The 22,106-nt window shown below is 53.1% G+C and carries 20 protein-coding genes, 3 pseudogenes and 1 riboswitch; of the genes and pseudogenes, 16 read left to right on the top strand and 7 right to left on the bottom strand.

Annotated features, from left to right (window positions below):
• Nucleotides 1-95 precede the first annotated feature (95 nt).
• Entirely contained in the window at nucleotides 96-1,049 is a 954-nt protein-coding gene (locus FOC35_RS16925) for an aromatic alcohol reductase (protein WP_014229934.1), read from the bottom strand.
• Between the two features lie 69 nt (nucleotides 1,050-1,118).
• Here FOC35_RS16925 and FOC35_RS16920 point away from each other — a divergent pair, with 69 nt between their 5' ends.
• Nucleotides 1,119-1,553, top strand: coding sequence for a helix-turn-helix domain-containing protein (locus tag FOC35_RS16920; protein WP_196781243.1), 435 nt, complete (start codon nucleotides 1,119-1,121; stop codon nucleotides 1,551-1,553).
• A 330-nt stretch (nucleotides 1,554-1,883) separates the two neighbouring features.
• Entirely contained in the window at nucleotides 1,884-2,840 is a 957-nt protein-coding gene (locus tag FOC35_RS16915) for an alpha/beta hydrolase (RefSeq protein WP_048762591.1), read from the top strand.
• 517 nt (nucleotides 2,841-3,357) lie between these two features.
• Here FOC35_RS16915 and FOC35_RS16910 read toward each other — a convergent pair.
• Nucleotides 3,358-4,290, bottom strand: a complete 933-nt coding sequence (locus tag FOC35_RS16910) for a LysR family transcriptional regulator (RefSeq protein WP_048762590.1) — start codon at nucleotides 4,288-4,290, stop codon at nucleotides 3,358-3,360.
• A gap of 121 nt (nucleotides 4,291-4,411) precedes the next feature.
• Here FOC35_RS16910 and FOC35_RS16905 point away from each other — a divergent pair.
• The 6 genes and pseudogenes from FOC35_RS16905 (at nucleotide 4,412) to FOC35_RS16880 (ending at nucleotide 13,024) form a co-directional block, all read left to right on the top strand.
• A pseudogene (locus FOC35_RS16905) lies at nucleotides 4,412-5,851 on the top strand (NAD-dependent succinate-semialdehyde dehydrogenase).
• Between the two features lie 41 nt (nucleotides 5,852-5,892).
• A complete protein-coding gene (locus FOC35_RS16900) occupies nucleotides 5,893-6,219 on the top strand; it encodes a carboxymuconolactone decarboxylase family protein (RefSeq protein ID WP_014229939.1) in 327 nt (108 codons plus the stop codon).
• 39 nt (nucleotides 6,220-6,258) lie between these two features.
• Nucleotides 6,259-7,239 (top strand): NAD(P)H-quinone oxidoreductase, encoded by a 981-nt coding sequence (locus FOC35_RS16895; RefSeq protein ID WP_048762588.1) that lies wholly within the window; start codon nucleotides 6,259-6,261, stop codon nucleotides 7,237-7,239.
• A gap of 284 nt (nucleotides 7,240-7,523) precedes the next feature.
• A protein-coding gene (locus tag FOC35_RS16890; RefSeq protein ID WP_172568949.1) for an IS3 family transposase occupies nucleotides 7,524-8,671 on the top strand; the annotation gives its coding sequence in 2 pieces (ribosomal slippage) (nucleotides 7,524-7,761 and nucleotides 7,761-8,671; 1,149 coding nt in all).
• Nucleotides 8,672-8,862: 191 nt separating this feature from the next.
• On the top strand, nucleotides 8,863-9,636 hold the full coding sequence (locus FOC35_RS16885) for a Hachiman antiphage defense system protein HamA (protein WP_064793688.1): 774 nt from the start codon (nucleotides 8,863-8,865) through the stop codon (nucleotides 9,634-9,636).
• Nucleotides 9,623-13,024: a DEAD/DEAH box helicase gene (locus tag FOC35_RS16880; RefSeq protein WP_064793687.1), complete on the top strand. Its 3,402-nt coding sequence runs from the start codon at nucleotides 9,623-9,625 to the stop codon at nucleotides 13,022-13,024. Before FOC35_RS16885 ends, FOC35_RS16880 begins: the two co-directional genes overlap by 14 nt.
• Before the next feature lie 24 nt (nucleotides 13,025-13,048).
• Here FOC35_RS16880 and FOC35_RS16875 read toward each other — a convergent pair.
• Nucleotides 13,049-13,312: pseudogene (locus tag FOC35_RS16875) on the bottom strand (JAB domain-containing protein); the annotation flags it as partial.
• A gap of 393 nt (nucleotides 13,313-13,705) precedes the next feature.
• On the opposite strand from FOC35_RS16875, the gene FOC35_RS16870 reads away from it, so the two are divergent.
• Both FOC35_RS16870 and FOC35_RS16865 read left to right on the top strand, forming a co-directional pair.
• Nucleotides 13,706-14,281 (top strand): hypothetical protein, encoded by a 576-nt coding sequence (locus FOC35_RS16870; RefSeq protein WP_172569583.1) that lies wholly within the window; start codon nucleotides 13,706-13,708, stop codon nucleotides 14,279-14,281.
• Between the two features lie 5 nt (nucleotides 14,282-14,286).
• A complete protein-coding gene (locus tag FOC35_RS16865) occupies nucleotides 14,287-14,586 on the top strand; it encodes a hypothetical protein (RefSeq protein WP_172569582.1) in 300 nt (99 codons plus the stop codon).
• A gap of 158 nt (nucleotides 14,587-14,744) precedes the next feature.
• Here the strand turns inward: FOC35_RS16865 and FOC35_RS16860 are convergent.
• Nucleotides 14,745-14,864: pseudogene (locus tag FOC35_RS16860) on the bottom strand (patatin); the annotation flags it as partial.
• A gap of 161 nt (nucleotides 14,865-15,025) precedes the next feature.
• Between FOC35_RS16860 and FOC35_RS22780 the strand changes: the two are divergent.
• Both FOC35_RS22780 and FOC35_RS16855 read left to right on the top strand, forming a co-directional pair.
• Entirely contained in the window at nucleotides 15,026-15,226 is a 201-nt protein-coding gene (locus FOC35_RS22780) for a hypothetical protein (protein ID WP_254065396.1), read from the top strand.
• 60 nt (nucleotides 15,227-15,286) lie between these two features.
• Nucleotides 15,287-15,613, top strand: coding sequence for a gamma-glutamylcyclotransferase family protein (locus tag FOC35_RS16855; protein WP_172569581.1), 327 nt, complete (start codon nucleotides 15,287-15,289; stop codon nucleotides 15,611-15,613).
• Nucleotides 15,614-15,659: 46 nt separating this feature from the next.
• On the opposite strand, the gene FOC35_RS16850 is transcribed toward FOC35_RS16855, so the two are convergent.
• Both FOC35_RS16850 and FOC35_RS16845 read right to left on the bottom strand, forming a co-directional pair.
• Entirely contained in the window at nucleotides 15,660-16,235 is a 576-nt protein-coding gene (locus tag FOC35_RS16850; RefSeq protein WP_172569580.1) for a DUF1349 domain-containing protein, read from the bottom strand.
• A gap of 29 nt (nucleotides 16,236-16,264) precedes the next feature.
• The gene (locus FOC35_RS16845; protein ID WP_172569579.1) at nucleotides 16,265-17,287 is read right to left on the bottom strand and encodes an LLM class flavin-dependent oxidoreductase; all 1,023 of its coding nucleotides are present in this window, start codon (nucleotides 17,285-17,287) and stop codon (nucleotides 16,265-16,267) included.
• A 159-nt stretch (nucleotides 17,288-17,446) separates the two neighbouring features.
• A riboswitch (TPP riboswitch) is annotated at nucleotides 17,447-17,549 on the top strand.
• A gap of 60 nt (nucleotides 17,550-17,609) precedes the next feature.
• On the opposite strand from FOC35_RS16845, the gene tenA reads away from it, so the two are divergent.
• Genes tenA through FOC35_RS16825 form a run of 4 tightly spaced genes read left to right on the top strand, consistent with a single transcriptional unit; the run spans nucleotide 17,610 to nucleotide 20,752 of the window.
• On the top strand, nucleotides 17,610-18,290 hold the full coding sequence (gene tenA, locus FOC35_RS16840; RefSeq protein ID WP_172569578.1) for a thiaminase II: 681 nt from the start codon (nucleotides 17,610-17,612) through the stop codon (nucleotides 18,288-18,290).
• Nucleotides 18,287-19,027, top strand: coding sequence for an ABC transporter ATP-binding protein (locus FOC35_RS16835; protein WP_172569577.1), 741 nt, complete (start codon nucleotides 18,287-18,289; stop codon nucleotides 19,025-19,027). The genes tenA and FOC35_RS16835 overlap by 4 nt, the downstream gene beginning before the upstream one ends.
• Nucleotides 19,024-19,791, top strand: a complete 768-nt coding sequence (locus FOC35_RS16830; protein ID WP_172569576.1) for an ABC transporter permease — start codon at nucleotides 19,024-19,026, stop codon at nucleotides 19,789-19,791. The genes FOC35_RS16835 and FOC35_RS16830 overlap by 4 nt, the downstream gene beginning before the upstream one ends.
• A gap of 25 nt (nucleotides 19,792-19,816) precedes the next feature.
• Complete coding sequence (locus tag FOC35_RS16825) at nucleotides 19,817-20,752, top strand: ABC transporter substrate-binding protein (RefSeq protein WP_172569575.1); 936 nt, start codon at nucleotides 19,817-19,819, stop codon at nucleotides 20,750-20,752.
• Between the two features lie 55 nt (nucleotides 20,753-20,807).
• Here the strand turns inward: FOC35_RS16825 and zigA are convergent, their stop codons facing one another.
• On the bottom strand, nucleotides 20,808-22,028 hold the full coding sequence (gene zigA, locus FOC35_RS16820) for a zinc metallochaperone GTPase ZigA (protein WP_172569574.1): 1,221 nt from the start codon (nucleotides 22,026-22,028) through the stop codon (nucleotides 20,808-20,810).
• Nucleotides 22,029-22,106: the final 78 nt, after the last annotated feature.

Below are 22,106 nucleotides of genomic sequence, written 5' to 3'. Positions count from 1 at the left end.
ATCAGTGCCAACAGGGGGAACAGAGTCTTTCTCTTCACCATATTCGGGCAGGCAGGAGAAAGACTCTGGTATTTATTACAGCAGCTTAAATACGATTATAATGAGCTGCCCGGGGTCAGATTTGCATTTATCCAGGCTGCCACGTCGGTAACCGGAATGTTATGGCGTTCATTGAATGTCTGCTTTTTATCCCATGCAACACCCCGCCCCTGTGCAAAAACGGCACGATACTTAGACATCATGTCTTGCGGGTTGAGCGCGAGTTTATCCATCAGATATTGTTCGCTCCATTCCGTGCAGCTGAAAGGACGGCCAAGCGCTGATTGCAGCTTATCTGCTACCTCTGCGTAGGTCAGTGTATCACCGGCGATATACACAATTTCGTTCCGGATGCGAGGAGTTTTAAATACGATCGCTGCCGTCAGCATCCCGATATCATCGGGAGTTGTCAGCGTCATGGTGTTGTCAATACTGCCGAGTGCGTGAACAGTATCGTTCTGCAGATCGACCACACCGAAGTCTGGTTCGAACAAATAGCTCATGAAGATGCCGGTCGAAATGATGACCCACTCAGTTTCATGCTGGCTGCGTAGTAAATCACGCACGTCAATCTGCGCGTCGAAGATGTCTTGTGGACTGCCGCGTCCGATGGCATCAAAATCGGCACCAAACTGCCATGGAAAATAGCGTGGAATCCGCGCCTGCAGGGCCGCCTGCGCCAGTTTCATCGGTGTATTTATGCCGGCCGCGTACCCCGCGCAGCCAACGACTGTGTCAAATTGCGCAAAGAGGCTGGCCAAATCGTCGACAGAACTCATGACGAGATCGCCCGTGACTATATTAATACCGAGGTTTCTGATTTCCGTGATAACGAATTGTTTTCCAGGTTCATCTGACGTTACGGTACTTTCGCGCAGCAGCACGCTGATTTTCGTTCCCTCCACATCTTTTGCCCGAAGGGCAAGATTTCGCAGAACGGGGAGGCCCAGCTCACCGGCACCGAGCACGAGGATATTTTCAGACGTAGTGTTAAGATCTGTTTTGTTCATAATCTGGCCTTACATGAATTGTTGCACCACTCTAGCAATTCATAACAGGCTAAAAAAGAAGGTACATGTATGATACCGGGAGTCAATGAAATGGATCGGGAAGATATTCTTCAGTATTCGCAGGCTGTTTGTAAGGGGCTGAGAGACGATGATGATGGCTTGCGGCGGGAGGTGCTGGCTCATGCCGGAAGTCGCTGGTCGCTGGGTATCGTCAACACGCTTGGCGTTTATGGCAGACTGCGTCATGCCGAAATTGGCAGGCGTATGCACGGAGTGACTCAGCGCATGCTGACGCGTACATTACGACAGCTTGAGCGTGACGGACTGGTTATCCGCCATGATTTCAGTGAAATCCCGCCACGAGTCGAATACGAACTGTCCGATACAGGTATGGAGTTACTTGTACGGATGATCCCGCTGTGGACCTGGATTGTCGATAATGCTGATCGCTTTCGTGAAGACCGGTTGAGATATGAAAAAAATAACAGTAACCCGGGGACGTAACTGGCCATGAATATAAAACATCACTTTTCATGGTTTGTAACGAATACAAGTATCTGAATAGATAAGCCTTCGGATATGTATGTATACAGTAGTCATCCGGAGACAGAACCGATTTCACCGGGCTCGGCCGGGATGGTGTAATTAAAGAGGATTAGATTTTACGTATCTCTATCATCAATATCAGTCGGTGCATATTTCAAATGGGTGTTATAGCGAATTTGATTTTCGCCACCATTAATTCGGCCTTAAAAATTATCTGACAGGATGACCTATCCTTTCAGAATAATAGGTTGACTGGCGAAACAATATTTTAAAAACTGGTGATTTTTTATGATTCCTAAAATAAATAGTGAAGTCTCTTCTGATTATCATGATCTGCCTGGTTATATTCATGGGGCGAAAATTATCCAAGTCGCTTTGACTAAACACCCTATAGACAATATCAGTGATGTGGTTTATGAGACAGTGAAAAACACTCGTTCTGTCAGGCAATTGCATATGTCTTTTCTGGTTCCTCGTACCAAAATTTTGAAACCAGCCATCATCTATTTTCCTGGGGGAGGATTTATGACAGCTGAGCACAATAAATTTGTGGAAATGCGCATGGCTTTAGCGGAGGCTGGCTTTGTTGTTGCAGCGGCAGAATACAGGACAATTCCGGATACTTTCCCTGCGCCAGTGATAGATGCTAAAGCAGCAGTAAGATACCTTCGTCAACATGCCCACGATTATGGAATTGACCCCTCACGAATTGGTGTATTTGGCGATTCTGCAGGAGGATGGCTGGCGCAGATGCTTGGTACCACTAATGGCGATAAATCATTCGATCACGGCGATTTTCTCAGCCAGTCCGCTGATGTGCAGGCTGTGGCTACGCTTTACGGAATATCAGATCTGCGTAACATAGGTGACGGTTTTCCGGATCACCGACAAAAAGTGCATCAGTCTCCTGCAGTCGCGGAGTCACTGCTAATTAATGGTGTGGCTTTCAAGAATTTTGCAGGTGCCTCCATCAGTTCTGTACCTGAAAAAGCGATAAATGCAAGCCCCATAGGACGTCTCAAAGGATGTAAACCTCCGTTCCTAATAATGCATGGAAGTAAGGATACATTAGTATCGCCTAAGCAGAGCGCAACGCTTTACAAAGCCCTTTTGGAATCGGGGAACAAAACGGACTACGTACTTATCGAAGGTGCAGAACACGGTGATGATCACTGGTATCAACCCGTTGTCATAAATAGGGTTGTTGACTGGTTCAGCGGGCATCTTTGTCCTGATAATACATGATGACTGACGCTCTGTTGAATCACTCAAACTGTTGTCAGCAACGTCCGCTTCACGCCCTGAGACATTTGACAAGCTTTTTACGGCATCAGTAAGAGCGATTTTCGCTCTTCCAATGCCAGCAAAATAGTTAGCGAACGTGGAGCACTTACTGGCTCGAAAGCAAAGCGGCAATCATCAAACCGCATGATTCTGGCACAATATTCGTAACCAGTAAGCGCATACCCTGAATCACTTAAAAGTGTAACTCTCTGGGTTCGAATGACTATATCTGGCACAGGCTGTGTGAAAACTCTGCCCTAGAACTGAAGTGCGCGCATCTACGCAAAATCTGGAATTGCTCGACTGGTTAGTTTACGTATGAGCGCAGTTTTCAGCCCTGTTTTAGTCGCAGTTTAATCTACCAAAACAGTTTTCACACAGTCTGGGCTCGGAGCGGACAGGCTCAGGAGTATGATGTCCGCTATAAGCGAACAGCGGAAGTTCGCATAGAATAAAAATGGCAATGTTGCTTACATCGTCAGAGCTGGCAGTGAAATGTTGACCATTTTGCAGGATGTCCGATGAATTCACGCAATGCGTCGAGAAATACCGTGACTCTGGCAGGTGGGTGACGTAACGCGCGTAGCGCATATATTCCTGTAGATACATGTGGTTGCGATGACATTTCCGGAAAGAGTTGTACCAGCGCGCCACTGTTAATCTCATCTCCCGCCACCCAGTCCGGCAGGAACGCGATCCCCATCCCTTCGACCGCTGCCTGACGCATTGCTTCGAAATCATCACAGCCAAACATAGGCAGGCCCGAGTTTTCTCTGGCCGGATGGCCAATCACGCTCGACCAGCAAAGCAGATCCGCACCGTACAGCTTATCGATTAACCGATGTGAGGCGATGTCGTCCAGCGAGGCGGGAATCCCCGCGCTTTCCAGATAGGCAGGGCTTGCGCACAGCACACGTATTTGCGTTGCTATTTTGCTGGCAATCAACGTGCTGTCGGCCATATTACCAATACGGATGACAACATCAAGGCGTTCAGCGACGGGGTCTGCCAACCGTTCGGTCAGATCCAAATCGAAGCTCAGCGCCGGATACTGTCGGGAGAGTTTTGCCATAACCGGCAGCACATAGCGTTTACCAAATGTGGGATAACACGCCACTCTCAGCACACCGGTTACTTCGCCCTTCATTGACGCCAGTTCCTGCTGCGTATCCTCCAGTGAATCGAGGATCCGTCTGGCGCGAATCAGCAACATTTCCCCGGCATCCGTCAGGGTTAAATGCCGTGTAGATCGCAAAAAAAGCGGGGTATCGAGGTATGCTTCCAGCGCATCAATCTGCCGTCCTATCGAGGAGGGCGTGCGTCCGCGACGGCGACCAGCACCCGAAAAACTGCTTTCACGGGCGACATCGACAAAGACTCCAAGGAACTCGGCAAATTTCTCTGATTGCATCTGTGCATTTCTTGCATAGCTGTTGTGGGGAGAAGCCATCTTATCAGTGATGTGCGCTGAACTTAAGATCCCCTCAGCCGAATGACATTACACAAACACGCACACACTGAGGATAACGACCATGCAAAATCATCAATACGATCCCCTTTATCTATTCATCGACGGTGACTGGATTGAAGCGGGCAATCGCGACACTGTCGCTGTGATTAACCCCGCAACCGAAGCCACTATCGGCCGCTTGCCGCTCGCGACCGCCGCCGACCTTGAACGTGCCCTGTCAGCCACCCGTTCTGGCTTTGACATCTGGCGCCGTACCGTGCCTGCCGAACGCGCCCGCATCATGAAGAATGCCGCTGCCCTGATGCGCGAACGCGCTGAACATATTGCCTCGTTGATGACGCTGGAAGAAGGGAAGCCCCTGGCTGAAAGCCGCGACGAAGTATTGCGTGCAGCCGACTATTTTGAATGGTTTGCGGAGGAAGCCCGCCGCATTGATGGGCGCGTTGTACCGTCAAATCGCCCCGGTGTACTGCAACTGGTCAAAAAAGAGCCCATCGGCCCGGTTGCCGCCTTCACTCCGTGGAATTTCCCGGCCATTACCCCGGCACGCAAATTATCAGCGGCGCTGGCCGCAGGTTGTAGCGTGATCCTGAAACCCGGTGAAGAGAGCCCGGCGACGGCGCTGGCTCTGGCACGCTGCCTGGATGATGCCGGTCTGCCTGAAGGCGTACTGCAAATTGTGTTTGGCGTACCGGATCAGGTTTCCGCCACGCTGATCGCCTCACCGGTTATTCGCAAAGTGGCATTCACCGGTTCTGTACCGGTAGGTCGACTGCTGTCTGAGCGTGCTGCCGCCGGTGTTAAACCGATTACCCTGGAACTGGGCGGCCACGGACCGGTGCTGGTTTTTGCCGATGCCGACATTGATGCGGCGGCAACTGGCGGAGCGGCTAACCGTTTTCGGGGCACCGGCTAAATCTGTATCTCTTCAACCCGTTTTCTTATTCAGCGAGGTGTTTACACACAGTTTGTCGAACGCTTCGTGAGTGCGACGGAGCAACTGATTATCGGCGATGGCATAGCGGAAGGCACTCAGGTGGGGCCGCTGGCGAATATCCGCCAACTGGAAAAAATGGAATCGCTGATTGCCGATGCTGTTGCCCTGGGCGCGAAAGTGCTCACTGGAGGGAAACGGCTCAACCGTCCTGGCTTTTTCTTTGAACCTACGGTGCTTACCGATGTGCCGATGGAAGCACGGATCATGCACGAAGAACCCTTTGGCCCGATCGCCGTGATGCGTCCGTTCGACGCGCTTGAGGACGGGCTGGCAGAAGCAAACCGTCTGCCGTATGCCCTGTCAGCTTACGCTTTTACGCGTGACGCCCGTACCGTGCTGGATGTTGGCGATGGCCTTGAGGCCGGAATGATCGGCATTAATCAGTACCGCATGGTGGCGACGGAACTGCCTTTCGGCGGCATGAAAGAAAGCGGACATGGTTCGGAGGGCGGTCGGGAAGGTCTCAGCCATTATCTGGTGAATAAATTCATCAGCCAAATCTAAAACACACTGGCACTAATGACAGAATATAAGAGGAACTGACCATGAAAGCTGTTGATTTTACTCGCCCGCGTGAAGCTGCACGCGCATTTACTCCTAAACTGTCCGGCTTCGTTGAGCAACCACTGTATTCCGATGTCTGGACAGATCCGGACCTGGCACCACGCGACCGTAGTCTGATTACCATCGCCTGTCTTATCGCGCTGAATCATTCCAATGAGCTACCGGCCCACCTGCGTCGCGGCATTGAAAACGGGCTGACCAAAACAGAAATTTCCGCCCTGATTACGCACATGGCGTTTTATGCAGGCTTCCCGGCAGCGATTACCGCTTCTGGTTATGCCAATGCCACGTTTGAAGAACAGGCCTGAACGACGGCTATCCATCTTCTTATTTCGGGAAAGAGAATCATGAAAGCAATCACTTTTGAACAATTCGGTCCGGCCGATGTACTTAATATCAGTGAAGTCGCAGACCCACAGCTGCGCCCCAATGATCTGCTGGTTCGCACGCGGGCAGCGGGGGTCAACCGGGCCGATCTAACTCACCGACGCGGCGGGTATGGCCGCCCTGATTTTGGCGACTCGACGATTATGGGGCTGGAAATCGCCGGTGACGTTATTGCCGTCGGGGAGAATGTAAAAGGCTACAACTTGGGTGACCGTATTATGGGTATCGTCGGGGGCGGGGCTTACGCTGAAATGGCCCGCATTGATTACCGGATGGCTATGCCAGTGCCGGAAGGTATGGACTATATCCATGCGGCGGCCATTGCCGAGGTCTTTGTAACCGCGCATGAAGCGCTTATCCATCTGGGGAAACTGAAGCCCACGGAAACGGTACTGATCCACGCCGGGGCCGGCGGTGTGGGAGGTGCCGCCGTGCAACTGGCGCATGCGACAGGCGCGACGGTAATCACCACCGCGAATGCTGCAGCACACGATCTCGTTCGCCGTCTGGGTGCCGATCACGCCATTGATTACGTGACAGAAGACTTCTCCGAGGTTGTCGCCAGCAGTACGGATAACAAGGGGGTTGATCTTATTCTCGATTTTATTGGCGCGCCTTATTTTGAACGAAACGTGAATGCACTCAACTTTGGTGGACGTCTGGTGCAGATTGGCATCATGGGGGGGATTGAAAACGCGAAGATCCCGCTGGATCGGGTGTTGTACCGCCATCTGCAGATTATCGGTACGGTAATGAAATCGCGTTCGCAAGAAGTGAAACATGAGATGTCCCGTCGCTTTAAAGAGTGCTGGTTAACTCGCTTCGGTAAAGATGGGCTGAGCCCGGTGATTGACAGCGTATTTCCGCTGGCTGAAGCCAGCAAAGCTCACCAGCGTATGGAAGACGGCCTCAATGTCGGAAAAATTGTGTTGACGATGTAGAGGACGCAAACAATAAGGCGACTTTTCCTGCCTTTTCGTCACTAACCCCCTTCGCTATCTGGCATGAACAGCCCGCGCAATATTCTCTGGGCTGTTCAATGTCAGAGGATGTATGAAGTACCGTCAAAAAAGCATCACTAATGGGTTAAAAGTGATACCAGAGTATTGCTGTTACATTGTTTGTCAAAGCTAAGTTCAGATGTCCGCTCATGGCACCAAACTGAATCGCCACGGGTTTAACAGACACTTCGGAGTCATTTAAGATGACTTAAAGAGAGGTGCCCATGAGCGGTAAACGTTATCCCGAAGAGTTTAAAATTGAAGCAGTCAAACAGGTTATTGGTCGCGGTCATTCTGTTTCCAGCGTTGCAACACGTCTCGATATCACCACCCACAGCCTTTACGCCTGGATAAAGAAGTACGGTCCGGACTCATCCACTAATAAAGAACAGTCAGATGCTCAGGCCGAGATCCGCCGACTCCAGAAAGAGCTGAAGCGGGTTACTGATGAACGGGACATATTAAAAAAAGCCGCGGCGTACTTCGCAAAGCTGTCCGACTGAGGTACGCCTTTATTCGTGACAACTCCCGTTGCTGGCCTGTTCGTCTGCTCTGCAGGGTGCTGAATGTTCATCCCAGTGGCTTTTACGCCTGGTTTAAGCAACCGTATTCTCAGCGCCACCAGGTAGATCTGAGACTGACGGGACAGATCAAACAGTTCTGGCTGGAGTCCGGTTGCGTTTATGGTTATCGCAAGATCCATCTGGACTTGCGGGATAGCGGGCAACAGTGCGGAGTGAACAGAGTCTGGCGACTGATGAATCGTGCCGGGATAAAGGCTCAGGTCGGGTACCGGAGCCCGCGGGCACACAAAGGCGAGGCCAGTATCGTATCGCCCAACAGGCTCCAGCGACAGTTCAATCCGGATGCTCCGGATAAGCGTTGGGTAACGGACATAACCTACATCAGGACCCACGAAGGCTGGCTGTATCTTGCTGTGGTTGTTGATCTGTTCTCACGCAAAATTATCGGCTGGTCAATGCAATCCCGGATGACAAAGGACATTGTCCTGAATGCACTGCTGATGGCTTTATGGCGGCGTAATCCCCAAAAACAGGTGCTGGTTCACTCGGACCAGGGCAGTCAGTACACCAGCCATGAGTGGCAGTCGTTCCTGAAATCACACGGCCTGGAGGGGAGCATGAGCCGTCGCGGTAACTGTCACGATAATGCGGTTGCAGAAAGCTTTTTCCAGTTGCTGAAACGCGAACGGATAAAGAAAAAGATCTACGGAACGCGGGAAGAAGCCCGCAGCGATATTTTTGATTACATCGAAATGTTTTATAACAGTAAGCGTCGGCATGGTTCGAGCAATCAGATGTCACCGACAGAATATGAAAACCAGTATTATCAACGGCTCGGAAGTGTCTAGATTATCCGTGGCGATTCAAACAGATCATTAGTATTCTCCGCGAGGCTGAAGCCGGGGTAACGTCGAAGAACTTAAAGTGATGACGTGAGGCAACTTTTGGGTTGGAAGAAAATTGCAGCTTGCGGCCGTCGCACTGAGGGTTTAATCCACCTCTCTCAGAAAGACCTGGCATAAGAATACGGAGCTTTTGAATGCTATATCCACGTTGGTGCGACATAACTATCCAAGAGCAAGACAACAAGCAGCTATGGCGCTTGTCCGAACGCGATGGAGGAAGGGCTGCTATCGAAGCTACCCTAACTACTCGGATCCGAGCTCACTACGACAATTTGGACGAAATAGCTGAAGACGTCCGTGAGTTGGGATATCCAGGCGCGGCTGCAATTTTGGCTGAGCGCATGCCGCGCTCCACCCGAGCACGTTCGGGAGAGCTTGGCGAGATCCTCGCGTCCGAGTTGGTCGAAGAACATCTTGAATTCGAGGTTCCGATCCGTCGCCTGCGATACAAGGATGGTCGAGAGATGGCGCTGCGCGGCGACGATTTCGTCGGTCTAAAGCTCGATGACCAACAAAATTTGCACTACTTAAAAGGCGAGTCTAAGAGTCGTGCAAACCTTGCCAACGCCACCATCTCTGAGGCGCGAAAAGCACTGTCCAGAGACGATGGCAGACCTACGGCAACATCCCTTCTCTTCGTCGCGGATCGACTCATGGAGGGTGAAGGCGAACGACGGCAGATAGGTAGACGGATTCGTAATGAAGTCGCCAGTCGAGCTGCGCCCCAAGGGCGAACCAGTCACATGCTGTTCACCTTGTCGGGCAACGCCACGCCTCAGGCACTGTACGACGATCTCGCAGCGGCGGATCTGGTTCGTCCCCATCTTTCTGCAAATTTGCGCATAGAAGACCATCAGGCCTTCATTCTGGCCTGCTACGAGAGGGCTCTGGCACTTGGAAACGATTGAAGAATTGACTGCATTCCTGCTCGACATCACACAAGACGGATATCGAGGTCGCCTGCAGGCCCGGGGTCAAGCAAGGGCTCTTATTCGCCATGAAGGAAACTTGCCACCAGACGCTCCAGCCTTCAGCGAAGGGCTCGACTCCGATCTTGCGGACTATGGCTTCTCAGTACTACGTGTTTCCTTGGCGCTACGCGAGCTTGGAGGCGATGCAGTGACTTGGCGAAAAGGCTTCGTACAGGCAGGTGGGGCTTTTGAGGCATTGGTTCAGAACGGGTCACAGGCCGACGCATCTCGAGGGTTCTATCGAACAATGGGGGCTGCTTCCTATCACTTGGCCAACTACTCTGCGCTGGCATTTTCGCTTCTGTCGCAATTACAGGCCGATCAGAATCGTTCGCCTGCCGAGGATGCGCTCGCGCTCCTAATCGTGCGTGATCTTCAAGGCCTGGTTCAACGTGCGAGGGATTGGCTTAGCAGCCCAGCGAACCGAGATGAGGGAATCGCCAGAGCTGCGGCCGAGGGAGCGCTTGACCCCGACGATATCGTTTCGCGTGTAGCGACGTCGACAATGTTCAGAGCATTGGTGTTCTTTGAGTTTGCCCTGCAAACCGGCCAAGAGTCCCTCGTTGTAGAAGCTCGCAACCTGCTGAGACGGGCGATTTCGTTGACCGGAGCGGCCAGCGCGGTGTCACTCTGGTGGATTCTTCGAATCACCGTGAACCTGATAGATGATCTTTGGGCAAGCAGTCTGCACAAGGTTCTGCCCTCCGAAGGGCCACTTGGCTCGCAAGACTACGCACAACTTCGGAAGCTTTTTGTCTCTGAGTTGTACTGCAGGAGGTCATCTGAGGTCGAATTGTGGCCTTCTCAACTTCTGGCGGCACAGCGAGCCGTCGATGTCTCCGACGACCTAGTGGTCGCGCTCCCCACGAGCGCGGGCAAGACACGGATTGCAGAGATCGCTGTGTTGATGGCCCTGGCGTGTGGTAAACGCGTTTTGATAGTCACACCACTCAGGGCTCTGTCCGCTCAGACCGAGCGCTCCTTCCGCAAGACATTCACACCTCTTGGATTTTCTGTCTCGTCGCTGTATGGAAGCAGCGGTGTAGCAGGAAATGACGAGGATGCGCTGCGGGAACAGAACATCGTCATAGCCACCCCAGAAAAGTTGGATTTTGCTTTGCGGAACGACCCCGACATCATCAATGATGTCGGCTTGATCGTCCTAGACGAAGGACATCTGATTGGCCCAAGTGAACGCGAGATCCGCTATGAGAATCTGGTGCAACGGTTGCTGCGGCGCACTGACCATGGCGACCGACGGATCGTTTGTCTTTCGGCAATTCTACCGGCAGGCGATCAGCTCAACGATCTGACTGCGTGGATTCGCAGTGATGCGCCTGGCGATCCGATCCAGTCCAGTTGGCGCCCTACGCGTCAGCGCTTTGGCACTCTGTCTTGGCTCGGAAATTCTGCGCGGCTGAGCTTCGACCTTGAGCCAGATGGCCCTTTCATTCGACACTTTGTGCCAGAGGTCCCACCCATTCGCCCTCGTCGAAAGGCGTTTCCAAAGGACAACAAGGAGCTAACTCTCGCAGCGGCATGGAAGTTCTCTGAGCAAGGAAAGAGAGCTCTCGTATTTTGCACCCAACGAGATCATGTTGAAGGATTTGCCGAGACTGCCCTGGACCTGCAGCGACGAGGCTTTCTGCCATCTCTGCTTGCCAACGCCCAAGAGGTTGAACGTGCCATGTCCGTAGGTAGGGAGTGGCTAGGCGCCGAACATCCTGCAGTACGCTGTCTGGCCATCGGCGTTGCGATTCATCATGGTCGTCTTCCCGGCCCCTTCCTGCGGGAAGTGGAGACACTACTTGCCGCAGGCGTTCTACGCGTTACCGTGGCATCACCCACCTTGGCGCAGGGACTGAACCTCAATGCAGCGGTACTCCTGATCCCAAATCTGTACAGGGCGGGCACTCTGATCACGGGTGAGGAGTTTGCCAACGTTGCGGGCCGCGCCGGGCGCGCATTCGTGGATCTCGAAGGACTCGTGATCCACGTAATGCATCAGCCAGAAAATTGGCGCCACCAGCGATGGAGAGAGTTGGTCACGTCGGCCAAGACTCGGTCACTTTCAAGCGGCATCATTGTCGTGGTAAACGAGGTCATACGTCGCCTCTCGACGTCGGGTGTTTTTGCGCGTGGGGATGCCATGGACTACCTGTCTAGCACGCAAGATGCTTGGTTCCCGGACGCTGTAGATGGTGAGATGGAGTCAGACTCAATGGAGAGCCTCATCGAGCGGTTGGATACAACCGTCCTTGGGCTCGTCGAAGCGCTTGACGCGCAAAGTGCGGATCTACCAAGGCTGCTCGATGAAGCCCTTGCGGGTTCACTTTGGGCAAGGCAAATCGCTCACCTTGACGGCGTCGAAAAGCAGAAGCAAGTGTGGATTCTCCTCAGTAGAGCACAGCTCATTTGGAACAAAACAACGGTCGAGCAACGCAAAGGTCAGTTCGCGATGGGAGTGGGCCTAGAATCGGGCCTTGCCATCGACGCGTTGGCTGTCGAGCTGACTGTGCTTCTTGACCGTGGCGATGCAGCCGCCCTCGCCAGTGACGCAGATGCCCTGATCGCTGCTCTCATTGGAATGGGAGAGCGGCTTCTTGCGATCCGTCCCTTCGTTCCAGATGACCCACTGCCGGCGAACTGGAGAGACTTGCTGGGAGCTTGGGTGCGAGGGCAAGACGTAGCGGCCATCGGCCAAGAGGGAATGCGCTTCGTGGACGACGCATTTGTCTATCGCCTGGTTTGGGCGATTGAAGCCATCCGGATGAATCGGCGCATCAATGGAGACGAATCAGAACTACCCGTCGAAGGAGCTGCTGCCGCCTGCCTGGAAGCTGGACTACCGTCCAACGCCATGGCCATGCTTGTTCGGGCCGGACTGCCCTCGCGGGTGGCCGCCAAGACAGCCGTGGAGCAGCTCGCGCCCTGCTTCACAAATCGCGCGGAAATGAAAACCTGGTTACGATCGGAAGAAGTAGCAGGCTTCGACCATGTTCCTGGATGGCCCACGCTTGAGACTCATGCAATCTGGCAGCAGTTTCGGCACGACGTTGTGTCAAGCGTAGATGGCAGGTGGGCGTCGCAGGAGTGGACCATGCAATGGGCAACAGACTCAACAGTGCCTCTGCGTATTGAAGTTGATCCGCAAGATGGACAAGTGTCGATCGCGACGCCAGATTTTTCACAGCTCACAACAATCAGACAGAGGCTTCAGGCGGAACTACCGAGCCTGCTTGAAGTTGAATCTCTACAGAACGGAACGAGTGTCACCATCCGCCGTATTGGAAAAGGCGAGGCGCGTTGGGTGGATAAGGACTGATAGCTTTTTTGTGTAGATGGTACGTCAAATCAGCCACTGCTCCGAAAACGACACGGAGCCTGCTCCGGCCACAATGACCTGATCCTGCATACGCACCTCAACTAGCCCCAGGGCTTCCTTGACCACTTCACGCGGATACACCGATGCACTGTCGATGGTGCCGTGGAACATCTCCCGGTACTTGATCAGCCGGTGGCGCGTATCCAGAAACAGCACCGCAAAGACTTCATGCTCAAAGCCTACCAGCTCGCTGCGCAGGTATTCCTTGACCAGCGCCGTGGAACTAAAACGGGTGTACTTAAACTCTGACTAACAAAAGATTTGTATGCTCAAGATAGATTGCATGTACAGCATAAGTGGTCAGTTTGGGGGGCTTGACAGAAAGGGATTTGCGATTTAGCTTAATTATCAGCCAATTAATGGCAAAGGCGATCCCAGTCAAAGGAGCCGTATTTAAGAAGAGTCCGCTTAAGGATACTTAAGCAGGATTTTTTGCTGTTCTGCGTTCTGTATACCCGTTAACAAGACGATACCCCTATCACACTCTTGGTAAAATGGCGGACATCAGTGACCAATCATTGCTTTTGTCTCAACACCACAATGTTAGGATCATTGGCGCAAATTTAAGTATTCCCCTCTTATCTAAGGTTTTTTTATGTTTTACAGACATGGAGTCACAGTATGATGCAAAAACATTTTGACATTGTTCAGGCTATTATCGGTAACTGCTTTATGAACAATATGGCAAACAATAGATTTTTATACAGCAAGACGAATGGTAGCTCAACTACAAAATACCCATTAAACTGCATAGGTTTTTTCTCATGGAATAGCAGTTTGCAAAATAATTACACAAAATTTGTCTTATTTCCTATTTTCTTTGATTATCTGGATAGCTATGTTGATCTTCGTTTTGACTGTGTCAACGAAAGCTTCAACAAAAAAATCCTCATTCTCGAATCCAATATTGATAAAGATTCAATTGATGATTTGTTCCTTCATACGCTGTACAAAATGTGTTCTCAGATTAGAAATAAAATGCTTCACCATCGGCTCAACTATAACGGTGCCGAAGTGACAGCCAGCGAGACCACTGTCACCATTCCGCAGTTTAGAGTTATCAATGAACTGATTTACCAATATGTAAAATTCTCAAAGACCGGTAATTCACTCTTTGAAAAAAACGCTCTCTATTCCGGGTTAGTTGATATTCTTAAAAAAATAACGATAGTGAACATGAGTTTGTTCAACGAGTAGAGTTGATGTCCGACTACTTGTTCATAACCCCCTATGAAGCTCGCGATTTGCACACTATCAACGCCCCCATGACTTCCACTGACCTCATTATCGATCGAGTCTCTTATCCTGCAAAATGTTTCTACGATGACAATGAAATATTTAAGGAAAAATATCCAGATCCTGAAGAAAAAATCATCATTGGAAATCGTTATTATTTTTTCCAAATGGAAGACAAATTATACTTAGTACCTTCGGAAGCGGTAGACCATCGCAAAAAGATCACTTTCGGTGAGATTGATGCCTGGGAGTTTCAAACACAGTAACCTTTCTACATGCCCGATGCACGAGTGTATCGGGTACTTCAGCGTGAGCCAGTGCATCCGGGTTATGCTCGCAGGAAGAGATACAAAGAGTGCAGTCGGTGAAAATGTGGAAACAAAGCATCACCTATTACGATACATACACTGACTTTATGAGTAACATCAGGAAAATCAAACTTCATGTCCCTGAAAACTTCCAGCAGACCGATATAGCTGGGGTTGTTAGCGACCAAACCACCATCCGCAAAATAAGTGTGGAGATCTTCACAATAGGTTGGTGATTTGTTTTGATTTGGTGATTGATCTGATCGCACAATCCGGGCTGGGTTCCCTCAAAGTGATCTACTATTCCGCGCAGCTATTTAGTCGATGTTGAGCAGGTCATTAATATGCGGCGTTCATGGTCAGAGAAACCAACTCGATAGCCGACTGGCGAGAGGCCATTTTATGGTCTGTTGCACTTCAGCACTTGGTGGTCATTCTGGTGGTCTTGACAACAAGAGCTTTCAGGTTTAGCTTATTTATTAGCCAGTTACTGGCAAAGGCGATCCCAGTCAGAGGAGCCAAATTTAAGAAGCCCGCTCAGGGAAACCTGAGCGGGCTTCTTTCTGTTTTGCATTTCAGTTGCGGGCCAAATCATTAAACCGTATTTTGAGAGCTATGCTCCCTGCTGGCTTCTTATTGCTTTAAATGATGAGGAAATATGGATTCGTTATTTGTCTACGGTACGCTGCGCCCCGGTCATTCCAATGCTCACATTATGGAGAACATCGGCGGTGAGTGGCTGCCGGGTTATGTGACCGGAACCTTTTATGAGAGAGGCTGGGGAGCTGCCGCTGACTTTCCCGGCATTGTGCTGGATAAAGATGGCCCTCAGGTTCAGGGCTACCTGTTCTTATCCAGCAATCTCCATGCGCACTGGCCGATGCTGGACGAATTTGAAGATGGCTACGACCGCGTTAAGGTCGAGGTCACAACCCTTGAGGGCCAGAAGGTTACCGCCTGGATTTACCAGCTAAAGCCGCGCTAAAACAGCCCGCCATGTCTCCCAGGGCAGGCTTTAGAATGTCCAGACATTAGCTTAAATCGTGCAGGTCTTTATCCAGCGCATCACTTAGCACAATATCTTCGAACGTTACCGCCAGCCCTCCCCGCTCCGGGGTACAGCACATAACTCCTACGCTGCATTTCTCCGTCACCGGGAAATGCGCCAGCCGCAACAAAGGCCAGGTTTTACCGTCTACCGAATATTGCAGGCGAAGGCTGTCACCTTTACGGGTCAGGCGCATCCAGAACTGACGGGCATCACCGGGGAAAAGCCCGGTTGCCCAGTCAGACTGGTCAAGCGTTAACACGCTGCCGATAGCCGGTGCGCCATCATTAAACTCAATCCCGGCCTTTAGCCAACGCTCTTTATTCGCCACAAACATGATGCCAGCCTGGTCATAGAGCGCGCTGAAATCTGCTTTTACTTTCACCTGGAAAGTAAAATCACCGGCGACTTCGCGTCCATAAAAATGGCCGGAGAATCTTTCAAAATCGTACCAGGTTTTTCGCCAAAAATCGGTCTTTTCATCGGTTATCACCGCAAGAGAGCCGTTTTCCTGTTTCCACACCTGTGGTTCATTAATCCAGTAAAAATCCGTATGCATCACGACGCCCTTCTGGTTCCTGCCTTCGCTTAACGCCAGCCCAATTCAGGCGCGACGTATTTGAGAATAGATTCAATAACGTGCGCGTTATAATCCACGCCAAGCTGGTTCGGGACGGTTAACAGCAGGGTATCGGCTTCGGCGATGGCTTCGTCCTGCGCCAGCTGTTTGATCAGCAGCTCCGGTTCGGCGACGTAGCTGCGCCCGAAGATAGCTCTGGTTTGCTGGTCGATATAGCCGACCTGGTCACCCTCTTTGCCGCTGCCGCCAAAGTAACTGCGGTCCCGCTGGTCCATCAGGGCGAAGATGCTGCGGCTAACGGAAACTCTCGGCTCGCGGGTATGCCCCGCCGTTTTCCATGCTTCGCGGTAGGCGCGGATCTGCTTAGCCTGCTGGATGTGGAACGGCTCGCCGGTTTCATCGTTTTTCAGCGTCGAACTTTGCAGATGCATGCCCAGCTGCGCCGCCCACACGGCAGTGGCGTTAGAGCTGGCACCCCACCAGATACGCTCCCGCAATCCCGCGGAATAGGGTTCCGGGCGCAGCAGGCCGGGCGGATTTGGGAACATCGGCTGCGGGTTAGGCTCCGCGAAGCCTTCCCCCTTCAGCGCTTCAAGAAAGACTTCGGTATGGCGGCGAGCCATATCGGCTTCGGTTTCGCCTTCGGCAGGAACATAGCCGAAGTAGCGCCAGCCGTCGATCACCTGCTCGGGCGAGCCGCGGCTGATGCCGAGCTGTAAACGGCTGCCGGAAATCAAGTCTGCCGCTCCGGCATCTTCCGCCATATAGAGCGGGTTTTCGTAGCGCATGTCGATAACGCCGGTGCCAATTTCTATACGTTTAGTTTTTGCACCAATGGCCGCCAGCAGGGGAAACGGGGAGCTAAGCTGCCGGGCGAAGTGGTGAACGCGGAAATAAGCGCCGTCCGCGCCCAGCTCTTCGGCGGCAACGGCAAGATCGATGGACTGCAACAGCGCGTCGGCCGCTGAACGGGTGCCGGACTGGGGAGAAGGCGACCAGTGGCCGAACGACAGAAAACCAATTTTTTTCATCGGGGACTATCCTCAGACTCGAAATCACAGGCTTACAGTGACAAAAATTGCGCCTCCTGCGCCAGCGAAATCTCCGTAAACCGCACTAAACGAAACAGTTACGCCAGCCGCCAGGCTCCCCGACGGCGATTGTAATCAAAAAGTAAATATCGTATAACAGGCACCTCCGAGGGGTGTCCTGTTATGGGCTGAGATGGCGTAAGCCGAACCCTTTGAACCTGATCTGGGTCATGCCAGCGAAGGGACGGTCGGCCATAGCGCTTAGCCTATGGCCTGTTCTCACCCCCAGCGTGCCCGGATCTCCACTTATTCAGGAGGTCCAATGTTCACCCCACTTTTCGAAAAGGGTCTTTACGGACGGTTACGCCAGCAGGCTGGTAGCCACTGGCAGGACTACGTTGCTCACCCGTTTATCCAGCAATTAGCCGTCGGCACCCTGCCCGAAGCCGCGTTTCGCCGCTATCTGACCCAGGATTATCTGTTCCTGATCCACTTTGCCCGTGCCTATGCCCTGCTGGTCAGCAAACTCCGCACCCTGCCGGAAATGCGCACCGCCACCGCGTCGCTCAATGCCATCGTTGCCGAACTACCGCTGCACATCGCCTATTGCACCCGTTGGGGCTTAAGCGAAGAGCAAATTGTGGCCCAGCAGGAAGCGCCGGAAACCATAAACTACACCCGCTACGTGCTGGATATCGGTCACTCCGGCGACGCGCTCGATCTGCTGGCAGCCCTGATGCCCTGCGTGGCAGGTTACGCTGAAATTGGTCTGAACCTGCTGCACAGTCCTGCCACGGTGATGGAAGGCAATCCTTATGCTTCGTGGATACGCAATTACGGTGACGAGGGTTATCTGGCCGGAGTGCAGGCCTCTATCAACCTGCTGGAAACCGTCGGCCACCAGCGCGGTGCCGAAAGACGCTTACCTGAACTGGCGGAGATTTTCACCACCGCCACCCGGCTGGAGTCGGCCTTTTGGCAGATGGGGCTAAACGCCTCATGACCGGCAAGCTAACCCCACCCGGCATTCAGGTACGGGATCTCAGCCTGCACTTTGGTAAGCAGGTCATTTTCGAGAAGCTGAACTTCGATATTGCAGGCGGCAGTTTTGTTGCCCTGCTCGGGGCCAGCGGCGCGGGAAAAACCAGCCTGCTGAAGATAATCGCCGGGCTTGCGCAGGCTGACGCCGGGAGCGTTACCGGCAGCGATGGGCAGCCCATTGCTGGGCGAATGGCCTGGATGGGGCAAAAAGACCTGCTTTATCCGTGGCTGACTATCGAAGAAAACGTAGCGCTTGGCTCACGCCTACGGGGTGAAACGGTTGACCGGCAATGGGCGGCTCATCTGCTTGAGCGGGTAGGTTTGAGCGGTCACGCTCGCGCCCTACCGGCAGAGCTTTCTGGCGGTATGCGCCAGCGTGCCGCCATCGCACGGACGCTATATGAACGCCGGCCCATCGTGCTGATGGACGAGCCGTTTTCTGCACTGGACGCCATCACCCGCACCGCAATTCAGGATCTGGCCGCCGAGCTGCTGGCGGAGAATACCGTGCTGTTGATAACCCACGACCCGATGGAAGCCTGCCGCCTCAGCCACCGTATCCTGGTGCTGTCGCGCTGGCCTGCGGGTATCGACGATACGCACGTTGTTGCCGGGCAACCTCCGCGTGCGCCGGACGATCCCGACCTGCTGAAAAGCCAAGCCGGGCTGCTGCAACAGCTGATCAGGGCCGCGCAATGACCGGGGAGAAAGAACACGTCCTGGTTCGCCTGCGCCGGGGTCTGACGGTATTTGTCGGCCTGGTGGTGCTTTGGTGGCTGGCCACTCTGGGCGATATTCCTGCTTTTCTGCTGCCCTCTCCTGGTGCCGTAGCGCAGGCGTTGTGGAATGGCCGGGATTATCTTGCCTGGCACACGCTGGTTACCGCATCTGAAATTATCAGCGGCCTGCTGCTCGGCGTACTGCTGGGGGCGTTGCTGGCGCTGGGGATGATTTTCTCGCCCCGCCTGCAACGCTGGCTGATGCCGCTGGTGCTCACCAGCCAGGCGATCCCGGTGTTTGCCCTCGCGCCGCTCCTGGTGCTGTGGTTTGGGTTCGGGATGAGCGCCAAGGTGGCGATGGCGGTGTTGGTTATCTTTTTCCCGGTGGTTTCGGCCTTTTTTGACGGAATGCGCCGGGTCAACGGCGACTATCTCGATCTCGCCCAAACCATGGGCGCTTCACGCCGGGCGCAGTTAAGGCATGTCCGGCTGATGGCGGCGCTGCCCGCATTCGGTTCCGGCCTGCGCATGGCCGCCGCCGTTGCGCCAATCGGCGCGATTATCGGGGAATGGGTCGGCTCGGCCGAGGGGCTGGGTTACGTGATGCTGAACGCCAACGCGCGCATGCAAGCCGACGTTTGCTTCGCCGCGCTTTTTATTCTGGTGCTGATGACCGTCCTGCTTTGGCTGGCGGTGGATGCGCTGCTGAAGCACCTGATTACCTGGGTGCCGGAAAACGAATGATGTCTCTATTTATTAAGGGAACAAAATGCTGAAAAAAACCGCCTTCGGGCTGCTGCTTGGCGCGACGATAGCCGCTCAGGCTGGCGCTGCTGAAAAACTGACTCTGGTGCTCGACTGGTACATTAATCCGGATCACGCGCCAATCCTGGTCGCCGAGCAGATCGGGGCTTTTAAAGAACAAGGGTTGGACGTCAAAATTGTCCCGCCTTCCGACCCGGCTCTGCCGCCTCGCCTTGTCGCCGCCGGGCAGGCGGATTTAGCTATTACCTACCAGCCGCAGCTGCATTTCTTTGCCGACCAGGGTCTGCCTCTGGTTCGCGTTGGCACGCTTATCAACACCCCCCTGAACACGGTGATGACCCTGGATAAAAGCATCACTTCCCCGGCGGGCCTGAAAGGCAAAAAAATTGGCTATTCGGTTAGCGGCATCGAGCAGGCCACGCTTGCGACTATGGCCGCCCATGAGCATATTTCGCCTGACGATATGAAGTTAATTAACGTGAACTTCCAGCTGACCGGCGCCCTGCTGGCGGGCCAGGTGGATGCGGTAATTGGCGGCTATCGTAATATTGAGGCGCAGGAGCTAAAACTTCAGGGCAAAGATCCGGTCGTGTTCAACGTTGAAGACTACGGCGTACCGGCCTACGACGAGCTGATTATCGTTGCCAACCGTAAAACGGCGGCAGAGCCGAAGATAAAGAAATTCCTCGCCGCGCTGAAGAAAGGCAATGAGTATCTTCAGGCACACCCGCAGGAAACCTGGCTGGCATTCGCCAAAAAACATCCTGAGCTAAACACCCCGCTGAATAAACTGGCCTGGCAGGCCAGCCTTCCGCTGTTTGCCGCAGACCCGGCAATGCTCGATCGCGCACGTTATCAGGCCTACGAGCAGTTCCTGTTTGATAATAAGCTGATTAAGAAAATCACGCCGGTGGACGATTACGCTCTGGAACTGCATTAAACCTGACAAACCCGGCTGCCTTCAGGTGTGGCAGCCGGGCCGGGTAAGGCTTTTGCTATTCAAACCACGCATCAACTGGATCGTAGTATTTCGCCCAGGCTTGCGGACCTTCCGCCATTTCGGTATCGGTCAGCAAAGCATATTCCAGCTTCTCGCGCAGGCCAGCTTCATCCATATCAATGCCAATAAAGACAATTTCCTGGCGCGCATCGCCGATGCCGTCCTTCCAGTTGTTCATGATGTGCCGGAGACTTTCAGGATCCTGCGGCCACTGTTCCCGGGGAATACTTGCCCACCACATCCCCGCCAGCCCCTGGCGCATCACGCCGCCAGCGTGGGACCACGACCCGGCATACTGCGGGCGGCTCGCCAGCCAGAAGAAACCTTTAGAGCGAAGAACGCCTTTTAACCCAGCATCGGCAACCATCTGGAAACGAGCCGGATGGAAGGGGCGACGAGCGCGAAAAACAAAATTGCGGATACCGTACTCTTCCGTTTCAGGAGTATGTTCGCCACGCAGCTCTTTTAGCCAGCCCGGAGCCTGTGCGGCGGCGTCAAAGTCAAACAGCCCGGTATTCAGAACCTGGTCAAGGCTTACCTGGCTAAACGACGAAGTAATGATTTTGGCTCTCGGGTTAAGGGAATGCAGCACGGACATCAGCCGCCTTTTCTCTTCGTCGCCAATAAGATCCGTTTTGTTGAGGATCAGCACGTCGCAAAATTCAATCTGGTCGATAAGCAGGTCAACCACCGTGCGTTCGTCGTCCTCCCCCATCGATTCCCCGCGCGACTGAATGCTCTCATAAGATTCATAGTCACGAAGGAAGTTAAAACCGTCCACCACCGTCACCATGGTATCCAGCAGCGCGATATCAGACAGGCTTTCGCCCTTATCATCCACAAAGGTAAACGTCTCTGCGACCGGCAGAGGTTCGGAAATCCCGGTTGACTCAATCACCAGGTTATCAAAGCGCCCTTCCCTCGCAAGCTGGCTAATTTCCACCAGCAGGTCTTCGCGCAGCGTGCAGCAAATGCAGCCGTTGCTCATCTCAACCAGTTTCTCATCGGTGCGCGTCAGGCTTGAGCCACCTTCGCGCACCAGCGCAGCGTCGATATTCACTTCGGACATATCGTTGACAATCACCGCGACGCGTCGCCCTTCCCGGTTATTTAAAATATGGTTCAGTAGCGTGGTTTTCCCGGCGCCCAAAAACCCGGACAGCACGGTAACGGGCAGCTTTTTCGCCCCTTTATTCGCCTGTGTTAACGATGACATTGCAACTCCTTACTGACTTCATAGTCATTATTGATATGTTATAACATAACAATAATGAGTTGTGTTGTCATGCCGAAG

Source organism: Cedecea sp. FDAARGOS_727 (assembly GCF_012273235.1).
In the GTDB taxonomy this organism is placed as follows: Bacteria; Pseudomonadota; Gammaproteobacteria; order Enterobacterales; family Enterobacteriaceae; genus Cedecea; species Cedecea davisae.
The sequence above is the reverse complement of the archived record's forward strand: the minus strand, read 5'-3'. Positions and strand labels throughout refer to the sequence as shown.

Coding starts and splice junctions, on each gene's coding strand:
- FOC35_RS16925 (WP_014229934.1), bottom strand. CDS start 1,049: ATGAACAAAACAGATCTTAACACTACGTCTGAAAATATCCTCGTGCTC.
- FOC35_RS16920 (WP_196781243.1), top strand. CDS start 1,119: ATGATACCGGGAGTCAATGAAATGGATCGGGAAGATATTCTTCAGTAT.
- FOC35_RS16915 (WP_048762591.1), top strand. CDS start 1,884: ATGATTCCTAAAATAAATAGTGAAGTCTCTTCTGATTATCATGATCTG.
- FOC35_RS16910 (WP_048762590.1), bottom strand. CDS start 4,290: ATGCAATCAGAGAAATTTGCCGAGTTCCTTGGAGTCTTTGTCGATGTC.
- FOC35_RS16900 (WP_014229939.1), top strand. CDS start 5,893: ATGAAAGCTGTTGATTTTACTCGCCCGCGTGAAGCTGCACGCGCATTT.
- FOC35_RS16895 (WP_048762588.1), top strand. CDS start 6,259: ATGAAAGCAATCACTTTTGAACAATTCGGTCCGGCCGATGTACTTAAT.
- FOC35_RS16885 (WP_064793688.1), top strand. CDS start 8,863: ATGCTATATCCACGTTGGTGCGACATAACTATCCAAGAGCAAGACAAC.
- FOC35_RS16870 (WP_172569583.1), top strand. CDS start 13,706: ATGATGCAAAAACATTTTGACATTGTTCAGGCTATTATCGGTAACTGC.
- FOC35_RS16865 (WP_172569582.1), top strand. CDS start 14,287: ATGTCCGACTACTTGTTCATAACCCCCTATGAAGCTCGCGATTTGCAC.
- FOC35_RS16855 (WP_172569581.1), top strand. CDS start 15,287: ATGGATTCGTTATTTGTCTACGGTACGCTGCGCCCCGGTCATTCCAAT.
- FOC35_RS16850 (WP_172569580.1), bottom strand. CDS start 16,235: ATGCATACGGATTTTTACTGGATTAATGAACCACAGGTGTGGAAACAG.
- FOC35_RS16845 (WP_172569579.1), bottom strand. CDS start 17,287: ATGAAAAAAATTGGTTTTCTGTCGTTCGGCCACTGGTCGCCTTCTCCC.
- tenA (WP_172569578.1), top strand. CDS start 17,610: ATGTTCACCCCACTTTTCGAAAAGGGTCTTTACGGACGGTTACGCCAG.
- FOC35_RS16835 (WP_172569577.1), top strand. CDS start 18,287: ATGACCGGCAAGCTAACCCCACCCGGCATTCAGGTACGGGATCTCAGC.
- FOC35_RS16830 (WP_172569576.1), top strand. CDS start 19,024: ATGACCGGGGAGAAAGAACACGTCCTGGTTCGCCTGCGCCGGGGTCTG.
- FOC35_RS16825 (WP_172569575.1), top strand. CDS start 19,817: ATGCTGAAAAAAACCGCCTTCGGGCTGCTGCTTGGCGCGACGATAGCC.
- zigA (WP_172569574.1), bottom strand. CDS start 22,028: ATGTCATCGTTAACACAGGCGAATAAAGGGGCGAAAAAGCTGCCCGTT.